Origin of the sequence: Streptomyces sp. HD, from assembly GCF_028369295.1 — a bacterium.
In the GTDB taxonomy this organism is placed as follows: domain Bacteria; phylum Actinomycetota; class Actinomycetes; order Streptomycetales; family Streptomycetaceae; genus Streptomyces.
On sequence record NZ_JAQMYP010000017.1, the window covers coordinates 39,734 to 53,766 of the forward strand.

Annotated in this window: 14 protein-coding genes; 9 read left to right on the top strand and 5 right to left on the bottom strand. The window is 72.1% G+C overall.

Annotated elements, in window-relative coordinates:
* The first annotated feature begins 155 nt into the window (after window positions 1-155).
* The 5 genes from aroH (at window position 156) to der (ending at window position 4,602) form a co-directional block, all read left to right on the top strand.
* Window positions 156-524 carry a chorismate mutase gene (gene aroH, locus POF73_RS18165; protein WP_272116468.1) on the top strand — a complete coding sequence of 123 codons (369 nt, stop codon included), beginning with the start codon at window positions 156-158 and terminating at the stop codon, window positions 522-524.
* Complete coding sequence (locus POF73_RS18170) at window positions 521-1,606, top strand: prephenate dehydrogenase (protein WP_272116470.1); 1,086 nt, start codon at window positions 521-523, stop codon at window positions 1,604-1,606. Before aroH ends, POF73_RS18170 begins: the two co-directional genes overlap by 4 nt.
* 109 nt (window positions 1,607-1,715) lie before the next feature.
* Window positions 1,716-2,402: a (d)CMP kinase gene (gene cmk, locus POF73_RS18175; RefSeq protein WP_272116472.1), complete on the top strand. Its 687-nt coding sequence runs from the start codon at window positions 1,716-1,718 to the stop codon at window positions 2,400-2,402.
* Window positions 2,403-2,455: 53 nt separating this feature from the next.
* Entirely contained in the window at window positions 2,456-3,043 is a 588-nt protein-coding gene (locus POF73_RS18180; RefSeq protein ID WP_272116713.1) for a lysophospholipid acyltransferase family protein, read from the top strand.
* Between the two features lie 80 nt (window positions 3,044-3,123).
* On the top strand, window positions 3,124-4,602 hold the full coding sequence (gene der, locus POF73_RS18185) for a ribosome biogenesis GTPase Der (protein ID WP_272116475.1): 1,479 nt from the start codon (window positions 3,124-3,126) through the stop codon (window positions 4,600-4,602).
* A gap of 50 nt (window positions 4,603-4,652) precedes the next feature.
* Here der and POF73_RS18190 read toward each other — a convergent pair whose 3' ends face one another.
* Entirely contained in the window at window positions 4,653-5,003 is a 351-nt protein-coding gene (locus POF73_RS18190) for a hypothetical protein (RefSeq protein ID WP_272116477.1), read from the bottom strand.
* A 161-nt stretch (window positions 5,004-5,164) separates the two neighbouring features.
* Window positions 5,165-5,947 carry a hypothetical protein gene (locus POF73_RS18195; protein ID WP_272116479.1) on the bottom strand — a complete coding sequence of 261 codons (783 nt, stop codon included), beginning with the start codon at window positions 5,945-5,947 and terminating at the stop codon, window positions 5,165-5,167.
* 540 nt (window positions 5,948-6,487) lie between these two features.
* On the opposite strand from POF73_RS18195, the gene POF73_RS18200 reads away from it, so the two are divergent.
* Both POF73_RS18200 and POF73_RS46250 read left to right on the top strand, forming a co-directional pair.
* Complete coding sequence (locus POF73_RS18200) at window positions 6,488-7,156, top strand: LysM peptidoglycan-binding domain-containing protein (RefSeq protein ID WP_272116481.1); 669 nt, start codon at window positions 6,488-6,490, stop codon at window positions 7,154-7,156.
* A 264-nt stretch (window positions 7,157-7,420) separates the two neighbouring features.
* Entirely contained in the window at window positions 7,421-7,831 is a 411-nt protein-coding gene (locus tag POF73_RS46250) for a transglycosylase family protein (RefSeq protein WP_443049540.1), read from the top strand.
* Here POF73_RS46250 and POF73_RS18210 read toward each other — a convergent pair.
* The 3 genes from POF73_RS18210 to POF73_RS18220 are packed head-to-tail and all read right to left on the bottom strand — an operon-like array spanning window position 7,764 to window position 12,043.
* Entirely contained in the window at window positions 7,764-8,441 is a 678-nt protein-coding gene (locus tag POF73_RS18210) for an ATP-binding cassette domain-containing protein (protein ID WP_272116483.1), read from the bottom strand. The genes POF73_RS46250 and POF73_RS18210 overlap by 68 nt on opposite strands.
* The gene (locus tag POF73_RS18215) at window positions 8,438-11,554 is read right to left on the bottom strand and encodes a branched-chain amino acid ABC transporter permease/ATP-binding protein (RefSeq protein WP_272116485.1); all 3,117 of its coding nucleotides are present in this window, start codon (window positions 11,552-11,554) and stop codon (window positions 8,438-8,440) included. The genes POF73_RS18210 and POF73_RS18215 overlap by 4 nt, the downstream gene beginning before the upstream one ends.
* Window positions 11,555-11,566: 12 nt before the next feature.
* Window positions 11,567-12,043 carry a hypothetical protein gene (locus POF73_RS18220; RefSeq protein ID WP_272116487.1) on the bottom strand — a complete coding sequence of 159 codons (477 nt, stop codon included), beginning with the start codon at window positions 12,041-12,043 and terminating at the stop codon, window positions 11,567-11,569.
* A 156-nt stretch (window positions 12,044-12,199) separates the two neighbouring features.
* Between POF73_RS18220 and POF73_RS18225 the strand changes: the two genes are divergently transcribed.
* Window positions 12,200-12,766 carry a hypothetical protein gene (locus POF73_RS18225; protein WP_272116489.1) on the top strand — a complete coding sequence of 189 codons (567 nt, stop codon included), beginning with the start codon at window positions 12,200-12,202 and terminating at the stop codon, window positions 12,764-12,766.
* On the top strand, window positions 12,741-14,033 hold the full coding sequence (locus tag POF73_RS18230) for an ABC transporter substrate-binding protein (RefSeq protein WP_272116491.1): 1,293 nt from the start codon (window positions 12,741-12,743) through the stop codon (window positions 14,031-14,033). Before POF73_RS18225 ends, POF73_RS18230 begins: the two co-directional genes overlap by 26 nt.

A 14,033-nucleotide genomic window follows, 5' to 3' on the forward strand; every position in this document is an offset into this window, starting at 1 on the left:
GTAGCGAAATCGGGACGGACGGGTGACATTGACTCAAAGCCGACCCGGCGCGGGCCGAGGTGTCTCAGCGGGCGGGCGACCTGCACCGGCCGTACGCGGGCTGACTAGGCTTGACGGCCGTAGAGCCGATCCGTACAGCAGCAAGGAGCAGAGCCGTGGCGGTACGAGCGGTCCGGGGGGCCGTCCAACTGGAGCGGGACGAGGCCGGCCACATGGACGAGCAGGTCGGCGCCCTGCTCACCGCGATCCTGGAGCGGAACGGCCTGAGCTCGGACGACCTGATCAGCATCTGGTTCACGGCCACGCCGGATCTGCACAGCGACTTCCCGGCGGCCGCCGCCCGCAAGCTCGGCGACGGCTTCGCCGACGTACCGCTGATCTGCGCCCAGGAACTCGACATCGAGGGCGCCATGCCGCGGGTCGTGCGTGTCCTCGCGCACATCGAGTCCGACCGGCCCCGCGCCGACATCGCCCATGTCTACCTCGGTGCCGCGGCCGCCCTGCGCAAGGACATCGCCCAGTGAGAACCGCACTCGTCGTCGGCACCGGCCTCATCGGCACGTCCGCCGCACTCGCCCTCGCCCAGCGCGGCGTCGCCGTCCACCTCGCCGACCACGACCCCGAGCAGGCCCGTACGGCCGCCGCGCTCGGCGCCGGCACCGACGAGGCGCCCGAGGGCCCCGTGGACCTCGCGATCGTCGCCGCCCCGCCCGCGCACGTGGCCGCGGTGCTCGCCGACGCCATGCGCCGGGGCGTGGCCCGCGGCTACCTCGACGTGGCCAGCGTCAAGGGCGGGCCGCGCCGTGAGCTGGAGGCGCTCGGGCTCGACCTGTCGTCGTACATCGGCACGCACCCCATGTCGGGCCGCGAGAAGTCCGGCCCGCTGGCCGCGACCGGCGACCTCTTCGAGGGCCGGCCCTGGGTGCTGACACCGACCCGCGACACCGACACCGAGGTGCTGAACCTCGCCCTGGAACTGGTCTCGCACTGCCGCGCGGTACCGGTCGTGATGGACGCCGACGCCCACGACCGCGCGGTCGCGCTGGTGTCCCACATGCCCCACCTGGTGTCCAGCATGGTCGCCGCCCGGCTGGAGAACGCCGAGGAGGCGGCCGTACGGCTGTGTGGCCAGGGCATTCGGGACGTGACCCGGATTGCCGCGTCCGACCCCCGGATGTGGCTCGACATCCTCGCCGCGAACCCGGGACCCGTGGCCGACCTGCTCACCGACGTCGCCGGGGATCTTGAGGAGACGGTGCGGGCGCTGCGGGCGCTGCAGTCCTCCGACGAGGCGAAGCGGCTGGAGGGGACGTCCGGCATCGAGGACGTGCTGCGGCGGGGGAACGCGGGGCAGGTCCGGGTGCCCGGCAAGCACGGCGCGGCTCCTCGGGTGTACGAGGTCGTGGCCGTGCTGATCGACGACCAGCCCGGACAGCTGGCGCGGATCTTCGCGGACGCGGAGCGGGCCGGCGTCAATATCGAGGACGTACGCATCGAGCATGCGACGGGGCAGCAGGCCGGTCTGGTGCAGCTGATGGTGGAGCCGAAGGCCGCGCCGGTGCTGTCGGCGGGGCTGCGGGAGCGGGGCTGGGCCATCCGGCAGTAGGGGGCCGAGCAGCGCGCGGCCGGACGAGTGACTCGTACCCAGTAACCTTGTGCGGGGCGCCCTCGCGTCCCCACACTCCCGACACACCGCACCAGGAAGGTGTCCCCCCGTGGAAAACGGTGCCGCCAAGCCCGTGATTGTCGCCATCGACGGCCCCTCCGGCACGGGCAAGTCGAGCACGTCGAAGGCCGTCGCCGCGCAGCTCGGGCTGAGCTACCTCGACACCGGAGCCCAGTACCGGGCGATCACCTGGTGGATGGTGAACAACGGGATCGACATCGACGACCCGTCCGCGATCGCCGACGTGGCCGGCAAGGCCGAGATCGTCTCCGGCACCGACCCGGAGAAGCCGACGATCACGGTCGACGGCATCGACGTGGCCGGTCCGATCCGCACCCAGGAGGTCACCTCCCAGGTCAGCGCGGTGAGTGCCGTACCGGAGGTGCGGGCGCGGATCACCGAGCTGCAGCGCACGACCGCCAAGAGCGCCCGGGACGGCATCGTCGTCGAGGGCCGTGACATCGGTACGACCGTGCTGCCCGACGCCGACCTGAAGATCTTCCTCACCGCCTCGCCGGAGGCCCGCGCCGCCCGTCGCAGCGGTGAGCTGAAGGGTGCCGACGTGCACACCACCCGCGAGGCGCTGATGAAGCGGGACGCGGCCGACTCCAGCCGTAAGACCTCGCCGCTCGCCAAGGCGGACGACGCGGTCGAGGTGGACACCACCGAGCTCACGCTGCAGCAGGTCATCGAGTGCGTCGTCACCCTCGTCGAGGAGAAGCGAGCCGCGAAGTGACAGTTCCTTCGGAGCGGGGTGCCGAGGTCGGGCGGCGTATCGGCGTCGGCCTGATGTTCGGGCTGTGGCGGCCGCGCGTCCTGGGTGCCTGGAAGGTGCCCGCGAGCGGGCCGGTGATCTTCGCGGTCAACCACAGCCACAACATCGACGGGCCGATGGTGATGGGCGTGTCGCCCCGGCCCGTGCACTTCCTGATCAAGAAGGAAGCGTTCGTCGGCCCGCTCGACCCCTTCCTGACCGGCATCGGCCAGCTGAAGGTGGACCGTCACTCCGCCGACCGCACCGCCATCACACAGGCGCTCGACACCCTGAAGAACGGCGGGGTCCTCGGGATCTTCCCCGAGGGCACCCGGGGCGAGGGCGACTTCGCCGCACTGCGCGCCGGGCTCGCCTACTTCGCGGTGCGCGGCGGGGCGCCTATCGTTCCGGTCGCGGTGCTGGGAAGTTCCGAGAAGCGGGGACGGTTGATAAAGGGGCTGCCCCCGCTGCGCCACCGCGTCGACGTCGTCTACGGCGACCCCTTCGAGGCGGGCGACGGCAGCGGACGGCGCACCCGCAGGGCGCTGGACGAGGCGACCGAGCGCATCCAGAAGCAGCTCACCGAGCACCTGGAAAACGCCAGGCGACTGACCGGTCGCTAGGCGACACTGAGTAGTGGATCAACCGGGAGACACCCGGGCGTTCCACCGATCACCACGATGAACGACGAGGTACGGACTTCATGAACGACCACATCCACTCCGAGGGCTCGCTCGAAGAGCACGACCACGGAGAGCTTGGCGACGCCGAGTACGCGGAGTTCATGGAGCTCGCCGCGGAAGAGGGCTTCGACCTTGAGGACGTCGAGGGTGCCATCGAGGCGGCCGGCCACGGTCCGCTGCCCGTCCTCGCCGTCGTCGGCCGGCCCAATGTCGGCAAGTCGACTCTCGTCAACCGCATCATCGGTCGCCGCGAGGCCGTCGTCGAGGACAAGCCCGGCGTCACCCGCGACCGCGTGACCTACGAGGCCGAATGGGCCGGCCGCCGCTTCAAGGTCGTCGACACCGGCGGCTGGGAGCAGGACGTCTTCGGCATCGACGCCTCCGTGGCCGCGCAGGCCGAGTTCGCCATCGAGGCCGCCGACGCCGTCGTGTTCGTCGTCGACGCCAAGGTGGGCGCCACCGACACCGACGAGGCCGTCGTACGACTGCTGCGCAAGGCCGGCAAGCCCGTGGTGCTGGCCGCCAACAAGGTGGACGGACAGAGCGGCGAGGCGGACGCGGCCTATCTGTGGTCGCTGGGCCTCGGCGAGCCCCACCCCGTCTCCGCCCTGCACGGCCGTGGCACCGGTGACATGCTGGACGCCGTCCTGGAGGCGCTGCCGGAAGCGCCCCGCGATTCGTTCGGCAGGGGCGGCATCGGCGGCCCGCGCCGTATCGCCCTGATCGGCCGCCCGAACGTCGGCAAGTCCTCCCTGCTGAACAAGGTGGCGAACGAGGAGCGCGTCGTCGTCAACGAGCTGGCCGGCACCACCCGTGACCCGGTCGACGAGCTGATCGAGCTGGGCGGCGTCACCTGGAAGTTCGTCGACACGGCGGGCATCCGCAAGCGCGTCCACCTCCAGCAGGGCGCCGACTACTACGCTTCGCTGCGCACCGCGGCCGCCGTCGAGAAGGCCGAGGTCGCGGTCATCCTGATCGACGCCTCCGAGTCCATCTCGGTCCAGGACCAGCGCATCGTGACCATGGCCGTCGACGCGGGCCGCGCCATGGTCATCGCCTACAACAAGTGGGACACCCTCGACGAGGAGCGCCGCTACTACCTGGAGCGGGAGATCGAGACCGAGTTCGGCCAGGTGGCGTGGGCGCCGCGGGTGAACGTCTCCGCGCGCACCGGCCGGCACATGGAGAAGCTGGTCCCCGCGATCGAGGCCGCCCTCGCCGGCTGGGAGACCCGGGTCCCGACGGGTCGGCTGAACGCCTTCCTCGGTGAACTGGTCGCGGCCCACCCGCACCCGATCCGTGGCGGCAAGCAGCCCCGCATCCTGTTCGGCACCCAGGCGGGTACCAAGCCCCCGCGGTTCGTGCTCTTCGCGTCCGGCTTCATCGAGGCGGGCTACCGGCGTTTCATCGAGCGCCGACTGCGTGAGGAGTTCGGCTTCGAGGGGACGCCGATCCATATCTCGGTGCGGGTGCGCGAGAAGCGCGGCAAGAAGAAGTGACCGACACGAGTGAGGGGCGGCCCGCACCGGGCCGCCCCTCACTCGTGTGCTCAGCCCCTGCGGGCCGGCGGCAGCGCGGCCGGGACGTGCTGCATCCCCGAGCCCTGCGGGCCGATGTGCCCGACTCGCTGCCACTGCGGCTGCTGCGCGTTGCCGTGGCGGGCGCTGTGGGCACCCGCGCTGTAGGCGGAGTACGAGCTGCTGAACGACCCCGGACGGTGGCCGCCGTACGAGCCCGCACTCCGCGGAATGTTCCCGAACGCGGTGAACCCCAGATCCTCCTCCCCGCTGCGGTCACCCGGCAGCGAGCGGAAGGACTTGACGTACTCGGCGTAGAGCGCGTCGTAGATCGGCGTGGCCGATGGGCCGCCCTGAAGGCGGGGAACGTCGTATGCATGCACGTATGTCCAAACGACACCGGGCTTGATGAGATGCGGTTCGGTCGCGCCCATTAGAGGCGCGGGGCTGCATCGAAGTGCGGCTCCGCCGCGAGGGCGCGACCGGCCAAGAAGGGGCCCGCGGCCGCCGGACGACACGCAGCCCTCGCTGAACGGGCGTGCCCTCAGGTCCCCGCGAGCGGCAGCGCCGCCGCGACCAACTTCCCGTTCGCCGCGGCCTTGTCCAGGGCGTCCCGCAGCAGATCCTCCCTGGGCTGGCGCCCGATGGAACCCACCGGCGCGGCGAACATCAGCACCTGCTGGTGCTTGTTCGCGGCGGCCCGCCACCCGTCCGTCACCAGCAGCGGCTGATGCGCCTGCCACCACGCGACCGGCTGCCCGCCATTCGTGCCGGGCTGCAGCACCGCGTGCAGTTGCCCCATGGCCAGCAGCACGGACCAGCCGTGCAGCACCGGCGGTACGTCGGCGAGCTCCGCCGCCGGCATGAACCCCTGCTCGATGAGCAGCGGCAGGAAGTCGTCCCCGGCCCCGGTCGCCCCGGGCCGCACGATGGGTCCGGTCGGCTCGACGACCAGCGCGGGGTGCAACTCCCCGGCGATCAGCACCAGTCCGCTGGTCACTCCGAGCACCGCCTGCTCGGGCACGATCGCTTCCGGCTCCAGGTCGACCCGGTCGCCGGTGATGGACTTCACGGCGCCCTGGAGCTGCGCCTCGGTGACCTGGACGACCTGCGAGGGCAGGCAGGTGGCGTGGGCGAAGGCGAGGACGGCGGTCTCGTCGCCGATGAACAGGACGGTGCTGGTGCGCTCCTGTTCGGAGTCGCCAGGGGTACGGCAGGACGTGCAGTCGTAACTGCCGGGTGCGTTCTCTCCGGCGAGCAGCCGGTCGGCTTCCTCGTCGCCGATCTCGGCACGTACCTCGTCGCTGACGTCGAGCATGCGCGGCACGGGTGGCTCCCTCGGGATGTGATGCGTGGCGGGGCCGGGTGGCTCCCGGTCCGTGAACCGGGTCGGTCCCGGGCTCATGAAGGAGACAACGGACGATCTGTGGCGGGAGTCACGCACCACGGCGAACGGAATCGAACCATCCAACGCATACGGTCACCTCGTGTGCGGAATTGGCTACTCACCGTCAATTCCGTGGATAACAAAGGGAGTTGGTTGCGTGGGGTGCGTCACAGATCGTCGGGGTGACTGGTCGACAAATCCGGAAATCAGCGAATGAAGTGGGTGACCGGAAATCGCCGATACCGGAGGTAACGGCGAACTGGCCTGGAATGACAAGGAGTTGGTTGATAGCACCCGCTCGGCATCCCTACATTCCTCCGCCGTGTGCAACGAGCACCGCTCGGGAACGTCCGCCGACCGCACCAGCCAGCATGCAGCACGACCTTCCGGCGGACGGGGCGGGGCGCGACCCACACGCCACACGGCGTGCGGAGTTGCGTTCCGTCTTGGGGGACCCCGAGTCCTTCGAGAGGGAACTACATGTCCGAATGTGCCGATACCACTCACGGCAACGCTCGTAAGACGCAGCAGGCTCCGAACCGGAGCCGGACTCGTACGACGGTGGTCCTCGCCGGGGCGGCACTGCTCGCCCCGCTCGGACTGCTGGCCGCAACCGGCAACGCCGCAGCGGCGGACAGCGGAGTGTGGGACCGCATCGCCCAGTGCGAGAGCGGCGGCAACTGGCACATCAACACCGGCAACGGCTACTACGGCGGGCTCCAGTTCGCCTCGTCCACCTGGCGCGCGTACGGCGGTACGGCCTACGCGCCGACGGCGGACAGGGCCGGCAAGGCCCAGCAGATCGCGGTGGCCACCAAGGTCCAGCGCGCCCAGGGGTGGGGCGCCTGGCCCACCTGTTCGGCCCGGGCCGGAGCGTACGGGAGCGCACCCGCGGCTTCCGCCGCCGGTTCGGCGGCCTCCTCCACCACCAAGGCGGCCCCCTCGACTCCGTCGCAGACGCCGGAGCGTTCGTCGGGCAACACGACCCGCGGCTCGTCCCGTGGTGACTACACCGTCCGTGAGGGCGACACGCTGAGCGGCATCGCCGCCCGGCACGGGACCACCTGGCAGCGGATCTACGCCGCCAACAAGGCCGTCATCGGCGGTGATCCCCATCTGATCGTGCCCGGGCAGAGCCTCGAACTCTGAGCGTCACTCCCTGCCTGGGTGCGGGGCCCCACCCGGTCCGCCGACCGGGTGGGGCCCCGGGTCCCTCGGACGTGCCTCGGCGGCTGACCGCAACAAGCCGCCTAGCGTGCTCATATGAAATGCACACCGCTCGCGCTCGTCATCGCCGGCACCCTGTTCGCTGCCGTTGCCCCGGCAACGGCACACGCGGCGCCCGCCCCGTACACACCACACGCGGTCCAAGTGGCACCGCCTAGACCGGCCCCCGGACCGCCTCCCAAACAGATGTCGCTCGGCTGTACCAACGACCAGTGGCCCTGGGGGTGCGTCGCCCAGTGCGAGAGCGGCGGCAATTGGCACATCAACACCGGCAACGGCCACTTCGGGGGGCTGCAGTTCTCGCAGCGGACCTGGGTGGGCTTCGGCGGCGGGAAGTACGCCGCGCGCGCCGACCTCGCCACCCGTCAGCAGCAGATCACGATCGCCAAGAAGGTGGTGGCCGTGCAGGGATGGGGAGCCTGGCCGCACTGCTCCCGGCGGTACGGGCTCTTCGGCCGCACGCTCATGGGCCGTACGGTCACGAGCAGGCGCAGCATCACGGACCGGCTGACCTCGCACACGTCGCTGCTCATCCGGAAGGGCTCGACCCGGTTCGGGGCGCTGCACGGCGCTCCCATTCACCCGCCTCTCCGCTGAACACGACCGCGCCACGGCGCAGTTCGTGAACGAGTGCCGCCCGGCCGCGCAGTCCGGGCGGCAGTCGTTGCTCGGCGACGACCACGCAGGCGTTAAGTTCGCTCAGCAGTTCGTACGTACGGGCCGCGACCGTGGGCGACATGCCCTGCGCGGGCTCGTCGACGAGCAGTACGCGTGCGCGTGCCAGCAGGGCGCGCGCGAGGGCGAGCATGCGCTGCTCGCCGCCGGAGAGAGTGCCGGCACGGCGTGTCAGGAGGGGCCCGAGCGCGGGGTAGGCGTCCAGGGCGATGTCGTACGCGCGGGCCGCGAGTTCGAGGTTCTCGCGGACGGTGAGGGAGCCGAACACGGCCTGGCGCTCGGGGACCAGGCACAGTCCGCGCCGTGCCCGTTCGTGGGCGGGCACCCGGGTGATGTCGGTGCCGTCCCACACGACCGTGCCACCGGACAGGGGCACCGTTCCCGCCAGGGCGCGCAGGGCGGTCGTACGGCCGGAGCCGTTCCGGCCCAGCAGGACGGTGAGGCCGGGGCCGGGGGCGGCGATCGTGATGCCGTGGAGGGCCTCCAGGGGGCCGTAGCGCACGCGCGCGTGGCGCAGGGAGATCGTCGTCATGCGGGGGGCTCCTGGATACCTGTCGCGTTCAGTACGCGGTCCGGTGGGCCGGAGGCGACGATGCGGCCCGCGGCCATGACATGCACGGTGTCCGCGAGGTCGGCGACCAGATCGAGGTCGTGCTCGACCACGAGCAGGGCGGTGCCGTCGGCGGCGAGGGCCTTCAGGATCCGGGTCAGTGCGGTGACCTCGGCGGTGTCGAGGCCGGCGGCGGGTTCGTCGAGCAGCAGTACGCGCGGGCTGCCGGCGAGGGCTCGGGCCAGTTCCACGCGGCGGAGTGTGCCGGTGGGGAGGGCTGCGGCGGGCAGGGAGCGGAGGGGGCCGTCCAGGGCGAGGAGTCTGAGGGCGCGTTCCACGGCCGACGGGTCTTGGACCCGGCCTTGTTCGGCGCCCACGCGGACGTTCTCGGCGACGGTCAAGGACGGGAACACGGCCAGTTGTTGGAATGTGCGGGCGATGCCGAGGCGGGTGCGGGCGTGGGCGGGGAGGCGGGTGATGTCGTGCGGGCCGAGGAGGACTTGGCCGTGGGTGGGGCGGTGAGTGCCGGCGAGGCAGTGGAACAGGGTGCTCTTTCCGGCGCCGTTGGGACCGATGATCGCGGTGACTTGGCCGGGTGGGACGGTGAGGGTGATGTCTTCGAGGGCGGTGAAGGTGTCGTAGCGGGCCTGGAGGTTGTGGGTGGTGAGGGTGGCTGCGGCGGGTGCGGGTGCGGGTGCGGGTGTGTGGGCGTGTGCTCGGCCTTCGGCCTCGTTCGGGTTCCCACCCGCACCGCCCGTGCGAGTTTCGTTGTCGGGTGCGGGTGGCCCTTGTGGGGGCTCAGCGCCGTCGGCGGCTGCGGCGGCTCCAGTGCCGGCGGCGGCTGCCGCGGCTGCGCCTGCGCCTGCGTCTCCGGCCGCTGTAGCTGTGCCTGCGTCTCCGGCCGCTGTGGCTGTGCCTGCGTCTCCGGCCGCTGTGGCTGTGCCTGCGTCTCCGGCGGCTTTGGCTGAGCCCGCGTCTCCGGCGGCTTTGGTGGTGTGGGCGGCTGCGGCGGCTCCGGTGGCTTTGGCGGTTTTGTCAGCGTCGGCGGTGTCGGCGGCTGTGGCGGCGGTGTCGGCGGCCGTGCCGGCTTTGGTGGCGTCCGAGGCAGCGGTGGTTGTGGTGGCTGTGGTGGTTCCGGCGGGGTGTTGTGGTGGGGTTCTGAAGGGGGCTGTCTGCTCTGCTCGATGTGGTGTCTCCGGGGGGCGCGAGGCCGTCAGGCCGGTCAACGTCGGCTGTGGTGCGGCCGTTCGTTCCACCGGGCGCAGGTTTCTCCGTATCCGCGCCCCCAGCGTCGCCAGCCTCGCCTGCCGCCTTCCCGTCACCGCTCGCAGTGCCTCGTACGGCCCTCCGGGGAAGCGGCCCACCAGCACCGCCAGCACACCGATCAGTGCCGCCGCCACCCCGCCCCGGGCGCCCGCGTCCAGGCCGACCAGGAGGGCCGCGGCGAGCAGGGCGCCCAGGGTGCTGTCGGCGCCCAGGACGACCACCGCGGCGAACCAGAGGAGGCCTCGGACGGGGTCGTAGGCGGCGGGGTCGAAGGCACGTAGGCCCATGCCGAGCAGGCCGCCGCCCAGGGCCGCCAGGGCGGCGCCCGCGACGAAGGCCAGGAGCTTGAGGGAGGGGACCTGGACGCCAGCCGCCGACGCCCCGGACTCGTGGTCGCGCATCGCCGCGAGGGCCCGGCCCATCCGGCCCCGGCGCAGCAGCCAGGTCGTCAGCAGCGCGGCTGCCAGGACACACAGCTCCAGTACGTAGTACGCGCGGTCGCCCTCGAAGCCCGCCGGGCGGCCCAGCGACAGGCCCGAGATCGCGTACGGCTGGGCGAAGACGAAGCGGCTCACCGCGACGCCCACCGCGAAGGTGGCCAGGGCGAGGGCCAGGCCCCGGCGGCTGATCGCCGGCCAGCCCGTGAGGAGGCCCAGCGGGGCCACCAGGACGACCGCCAGGGCGAGGGCCGCCAGCTCCGGCAGGTGGGGCAGGCCCGGGAAGCGGCCGGCTGCCAGCAGGGCCGTGAAGAGGGCGCCCAGGCCCGCGTACGCCGCCTGGCCGAGGGAGATCTGGCCGCCGCGGCCGGTGACCACCACCAGGGACAGCAGCACCACGGCCAGCGCCGGCACCTGCACCGACGTATGCAGGTCGGAGCCCGCGAAGCCCAGCGGGAGCAGAAACAGCACCGCCGCCACGATCCAGGCGCCCGGCGGGGTCGGCACGCGCGCGGTGGCCGTGCGGGGGAGGGCGTCGCGGGTGCCGACGCCGGGGAGGGCCAGGGCCGCGATCAGCAGGGCCACCACGAAGAGGTTGGTGCCGACCGCCTGGACCAGGGGCGCGCCCCAGCCCGAGGGGTGCAGGCGGGTCAGCTGGCTCTGGGCCACGCCGATGGCCAGCGCGGTCCCGACGGCAAGCGGAAGGCTGCGCATCCTCGCGGCCACCGCGACCGCGACCACCTCCATGACCAGCAGCGGCATGCCGTACGGGTCGAGGCGGACGTACGGCGCCAGCAGTACGCCCGTCAGGCCCGCCGTGAACGAGCCGAACGCCCAACCCGCCGCCGCGACACGGTCCGCGTCGATGCCGCCGAGGACGGCCAGTTGCCGGTCGTCCACCACCGCGCGCAGTTCCCGGCCGAAGCGCGTCCAGCGGATCACCGCGCCCACTCCGGCCGCCAGCAGCAGCGCCACCGCCAGCTGACCCCAGGGGTCCGCCGACACCAGCTCCGGCGCGTCGTCGCGCGCCCCCTGGCCCCACAGCAGCGCCGCACCGCCCACCAGCAGGACGAATACGCCGATCGAGGCGACCAGGGTCTGCGCCGGGTCGCTGCCCAGGACCGACAGCGGCCGGAAGACGAACCGTTCCAGCAGCAGCCCGATACCGGGCGCGAGGATCAGCAGCGTCACCGCCGCGCCCGCCCACAGCGGCCAGTCCCACTCCACGACGCACTGGCGCAGCGCGTACGCGCACACCATCGCGATCGCCCCGTGCGCGAAGTTCAGCACGCCGGTCGCGCGGTACGTCACGATCAGGCCGATCCCGGTGAGCGCGGCGGCGCTGCCGACCGACAGACCGGCCAGGGTGAGGTCGTACGTCAGGGAGGACATCAGCCGTCCGCCTCAGTCGTCCGCTTCGGTGGGCTCACAGATCGGGCACGGGCCCAGTTCGCCGCTCCTCACCAGCTTCGCATCGACGGGGACGGCCTCCACCTTGCCCGCCACCAGCGGGCAGTCCGCACGGTGCCACAGGGTGCCGCCGGGCACCATCAGCAGGTCCCCGCTGACCGCGAGCGGCGCCGCCGCGCTCTGCCCGGACTCCTCGGCGTCGGCGGGCTCGGCGGCCACCAGGAGGCCGTACAGCTCCTCCACGCGCTCGGCGGCGAGCGCGCTCCGGCCATGGGCCAGCAGCACCGACCCGGCGATGATCAGTGCGGCGCCGGGCACCGTGCAGGAGGCGAGATACGGCAGCTGCCGCTCGGCGAACCGCTCGCCGGAGATGCCGTACCAGCCGATGACGCACAGCACCGCACCGGCCGCGAGCGCGGCCCAGCCGGCCCACAGCACGGGGTGCACGGTCCGTAGTCGGGCTGTCCGCATCGCCGGCTCCCACACGTCGGGTTTCGGTGCATGCACAGCGGGTTTCTGCGCATGTGCCTGTCCATGTCAGCCAATGGCTTGCACTATGCCTCCTGCAAGCTGACCCTGAAAGCACCGGGCGCACACGGCCCGGATCGACACCCGGTGGTGAGCCAGATGGTTCTCGGGAGCGACGTCAGGCGGAGCAACGCGCACAGGGGGCGTGGCCCACGGGCGGCGGGACGGGGGACCGCGCTGGCGGCCGCCCTGCTCCTCTTCCTCGCCCCGGCCCTCGCGGCCTGCAGTGACGACGAGGGAGGCGGCGGCAACGAGACCCCGCCGACACCGACCGTCGAGCAGACCTCACCGGCCGCTTCGGCGCCCGCCGACGCGGCGGCGGCCGAGACGGAGATCAAGCAGAACTGGCAGAAGTTCTTCGACCCGGCCACGTCCATGCAGGACAAGCAGACCGTCCTGGAGAACGGCGAGCGGATGGCGCCGGTCCTGCAGGCCTTCAGCGGTGACGAGCGCGGCGGGCAGGTCCAGGCGAAGGTCTCCAAGGTCGAGTTCACCTCGCCGACCGAGGCGAACGTGACGTACGACCTGACCCTGAAGGGCGCGACCGCCCTGCCGAACGCCTCCGGGACCGCGGTCGAGCAGGACGGCACCTGGAAGGTGTCCGCGAAGACCCTGTGCGCGCTGGTCCAGATGAGCGGCAATGGGTCGCCGATCCCGGGGTGCTGAGGCGGCGATCGCCGTGGTGGTGCTGGCTCTGAGTACGGCGTGCGGCAGCCGGCTGCCGGAGAGCGACTTCGAGCACCGCGACCGGGGCGCTCCCTCGGAGCCGGCGGACCGCGCCCCGATCCGCGTCGGCATCATCACCAGCGCCACCAGCCCCGTCGGCGGCAACGCCTTCACCGGCCCGCGCGACGGCGCCAAGGCCTACTTCGAGCACCTCAACGCGCGCGGGGGTATCGCCGGCCGCCCGGTCGAGGTGCACGAGTGCGACGACGGCGGCAGCGGCGTCGGCAACAACGAGTGCGTGCACGAGCTGATCGACGAGGAGCGGGTCGTCGCCCTGGTCGCCACCACCGCCCTGGACTACGCGGGCGCCGCACGCGTCTCCCACGCGCGCGTGCCCGACATCGGCGGCCAGCCCATCGGGGCCGCCTACGACACCTACCCGCACCTGTACGGCATCTACGGCAGCCTCGCGCCCCGCGACGGCACCACCGGCTGGGACGGCAAGCAGTACGGCGGCACCGAGGTCTACCGGTACTTCAAGCGCGAGCACGGCGCCCGTACGGCCGCCGTCGTCTCGTACAACCAGCCCGCCTCCGCCGCCTACGCCCGCCTCGTCGAGCGGGGGCTGAAGGCGGAGGGCTACAAGGTCGTCACCGAGCAGGTCGACTTCGCGCTGCCCAACTTCCGCGCGGTGGCGGCCGATCTGAAGGATCAGGGTGCCGACCTCGTCTTCGACGCCATCGACACCCACGGCAACGCCCGGCTGTGCGAGGCGATGGACGACGTCGGCGCCGAGGTCACCGCCAAGGTCACGAACATACAGAACTGGACGTCCACCGTCGCCGAGGACTACAAGGACTCCCCGCGCTGCCGCAACGCCCTGTGGGCGACCGGGTCGTCCCGCAACTACGAGGACACGGACGAGGACGCCGTACGCGGGTTCCGGGATGCCACCAAGGGGCTCAGGACGCACTCCCAGTGGCAGCTGGAGGGCTGGGCGGCGGCGACGTGGTTCACGGACGCGGCGAAGGCGTGCGCCGGACAGGGCGTCACGCGCGCGTGCGTCGACGACCACATGAACCGCAGCCAGGGCTACACCGCCGACGGCCTGCTGATCCCGGTCAGGTTCGAGCGGCTGCCCGAGCCGCCGGAGAGCCGCCGGACCTGTCTGTCGGTGGCCCGCTGGGAGGACGGCCGGGGCTGGATCTCGCAGGGAGACATGAACACCACGTGCTTCGACGTCCCGCAGCTGTCGTATCAGCCGTGA

What these genes read in the sequence shown, in the direction of transcription:
- POF73_RS18180 (WP_272116713.1), top strand. Translation starts at nt 2,456, where the DNA reads ATGTTCGGGCTGTGGCGGCCGCGCGTCCTGGGTGCCTGGAAGGTGCCC.
- der (WP_272116475.1), top strand. Translation starts at nt 3,124, where the DNA reads ATGAACGACCACATCCACTCCGAGGGCTCGCTCGAAGAGCACGACCAC.
- POF73_RS18200 (WP_272116481.1), top strand. Translation starts at nt 6,488, where the DNA reads ATGTCCGAATGTGCCGATACCACTCACGGCAACGCTCGTAAGACGCAG.
- POF73_RS46250 (WP_443049540.1), top strand. Translation starts at nt 7,421, where the DNA reads ATGTCGCTCGGCTGTACCAACGACCAGTGGCCCTGGGGGTGCGTCGCC.
- POF73_RS18210 (WP_272116483.1), bottom strand. Translation starts at nt 8,441, where the DNA reads ATGACGACGATCTCCCTGCGCCACGCGCGCGTGCGCTACGGCCCCCTG.
- POF73_RS18215 (WP_272116485.1), bottom strand. Translation starts at nt 11,554, where the DNA reads ATGTCCTCCCTGACGTACGACCTCACCCTGGCCGGTCTGTCGGTCGGC.
- POF73_RS18220 (WP_272116487.1), bottom strand. Translation starts at nt 12,043, where the DNA reads ATGCGGACAGCCCGACTACGGACCGTGCACCCCGTGCTGTGGGCCGGC.
- POF73_RS18225 (WP_272116489.1), top strand. Translation starts at nt 12,200, where the DNA reads ATGGTTCTCGGGAGCGACGTCAGGCGGAGCAACGCGCACAGGGGGCGT.
- POF73_RS18230 (WP_272116491.1), top strand. Translation starts at nt 12,741, where the DNA reads ATGGGTCGCCGATCCCGGGGTGCTGAGGCGGCGATCGCCGTGGTGGTG.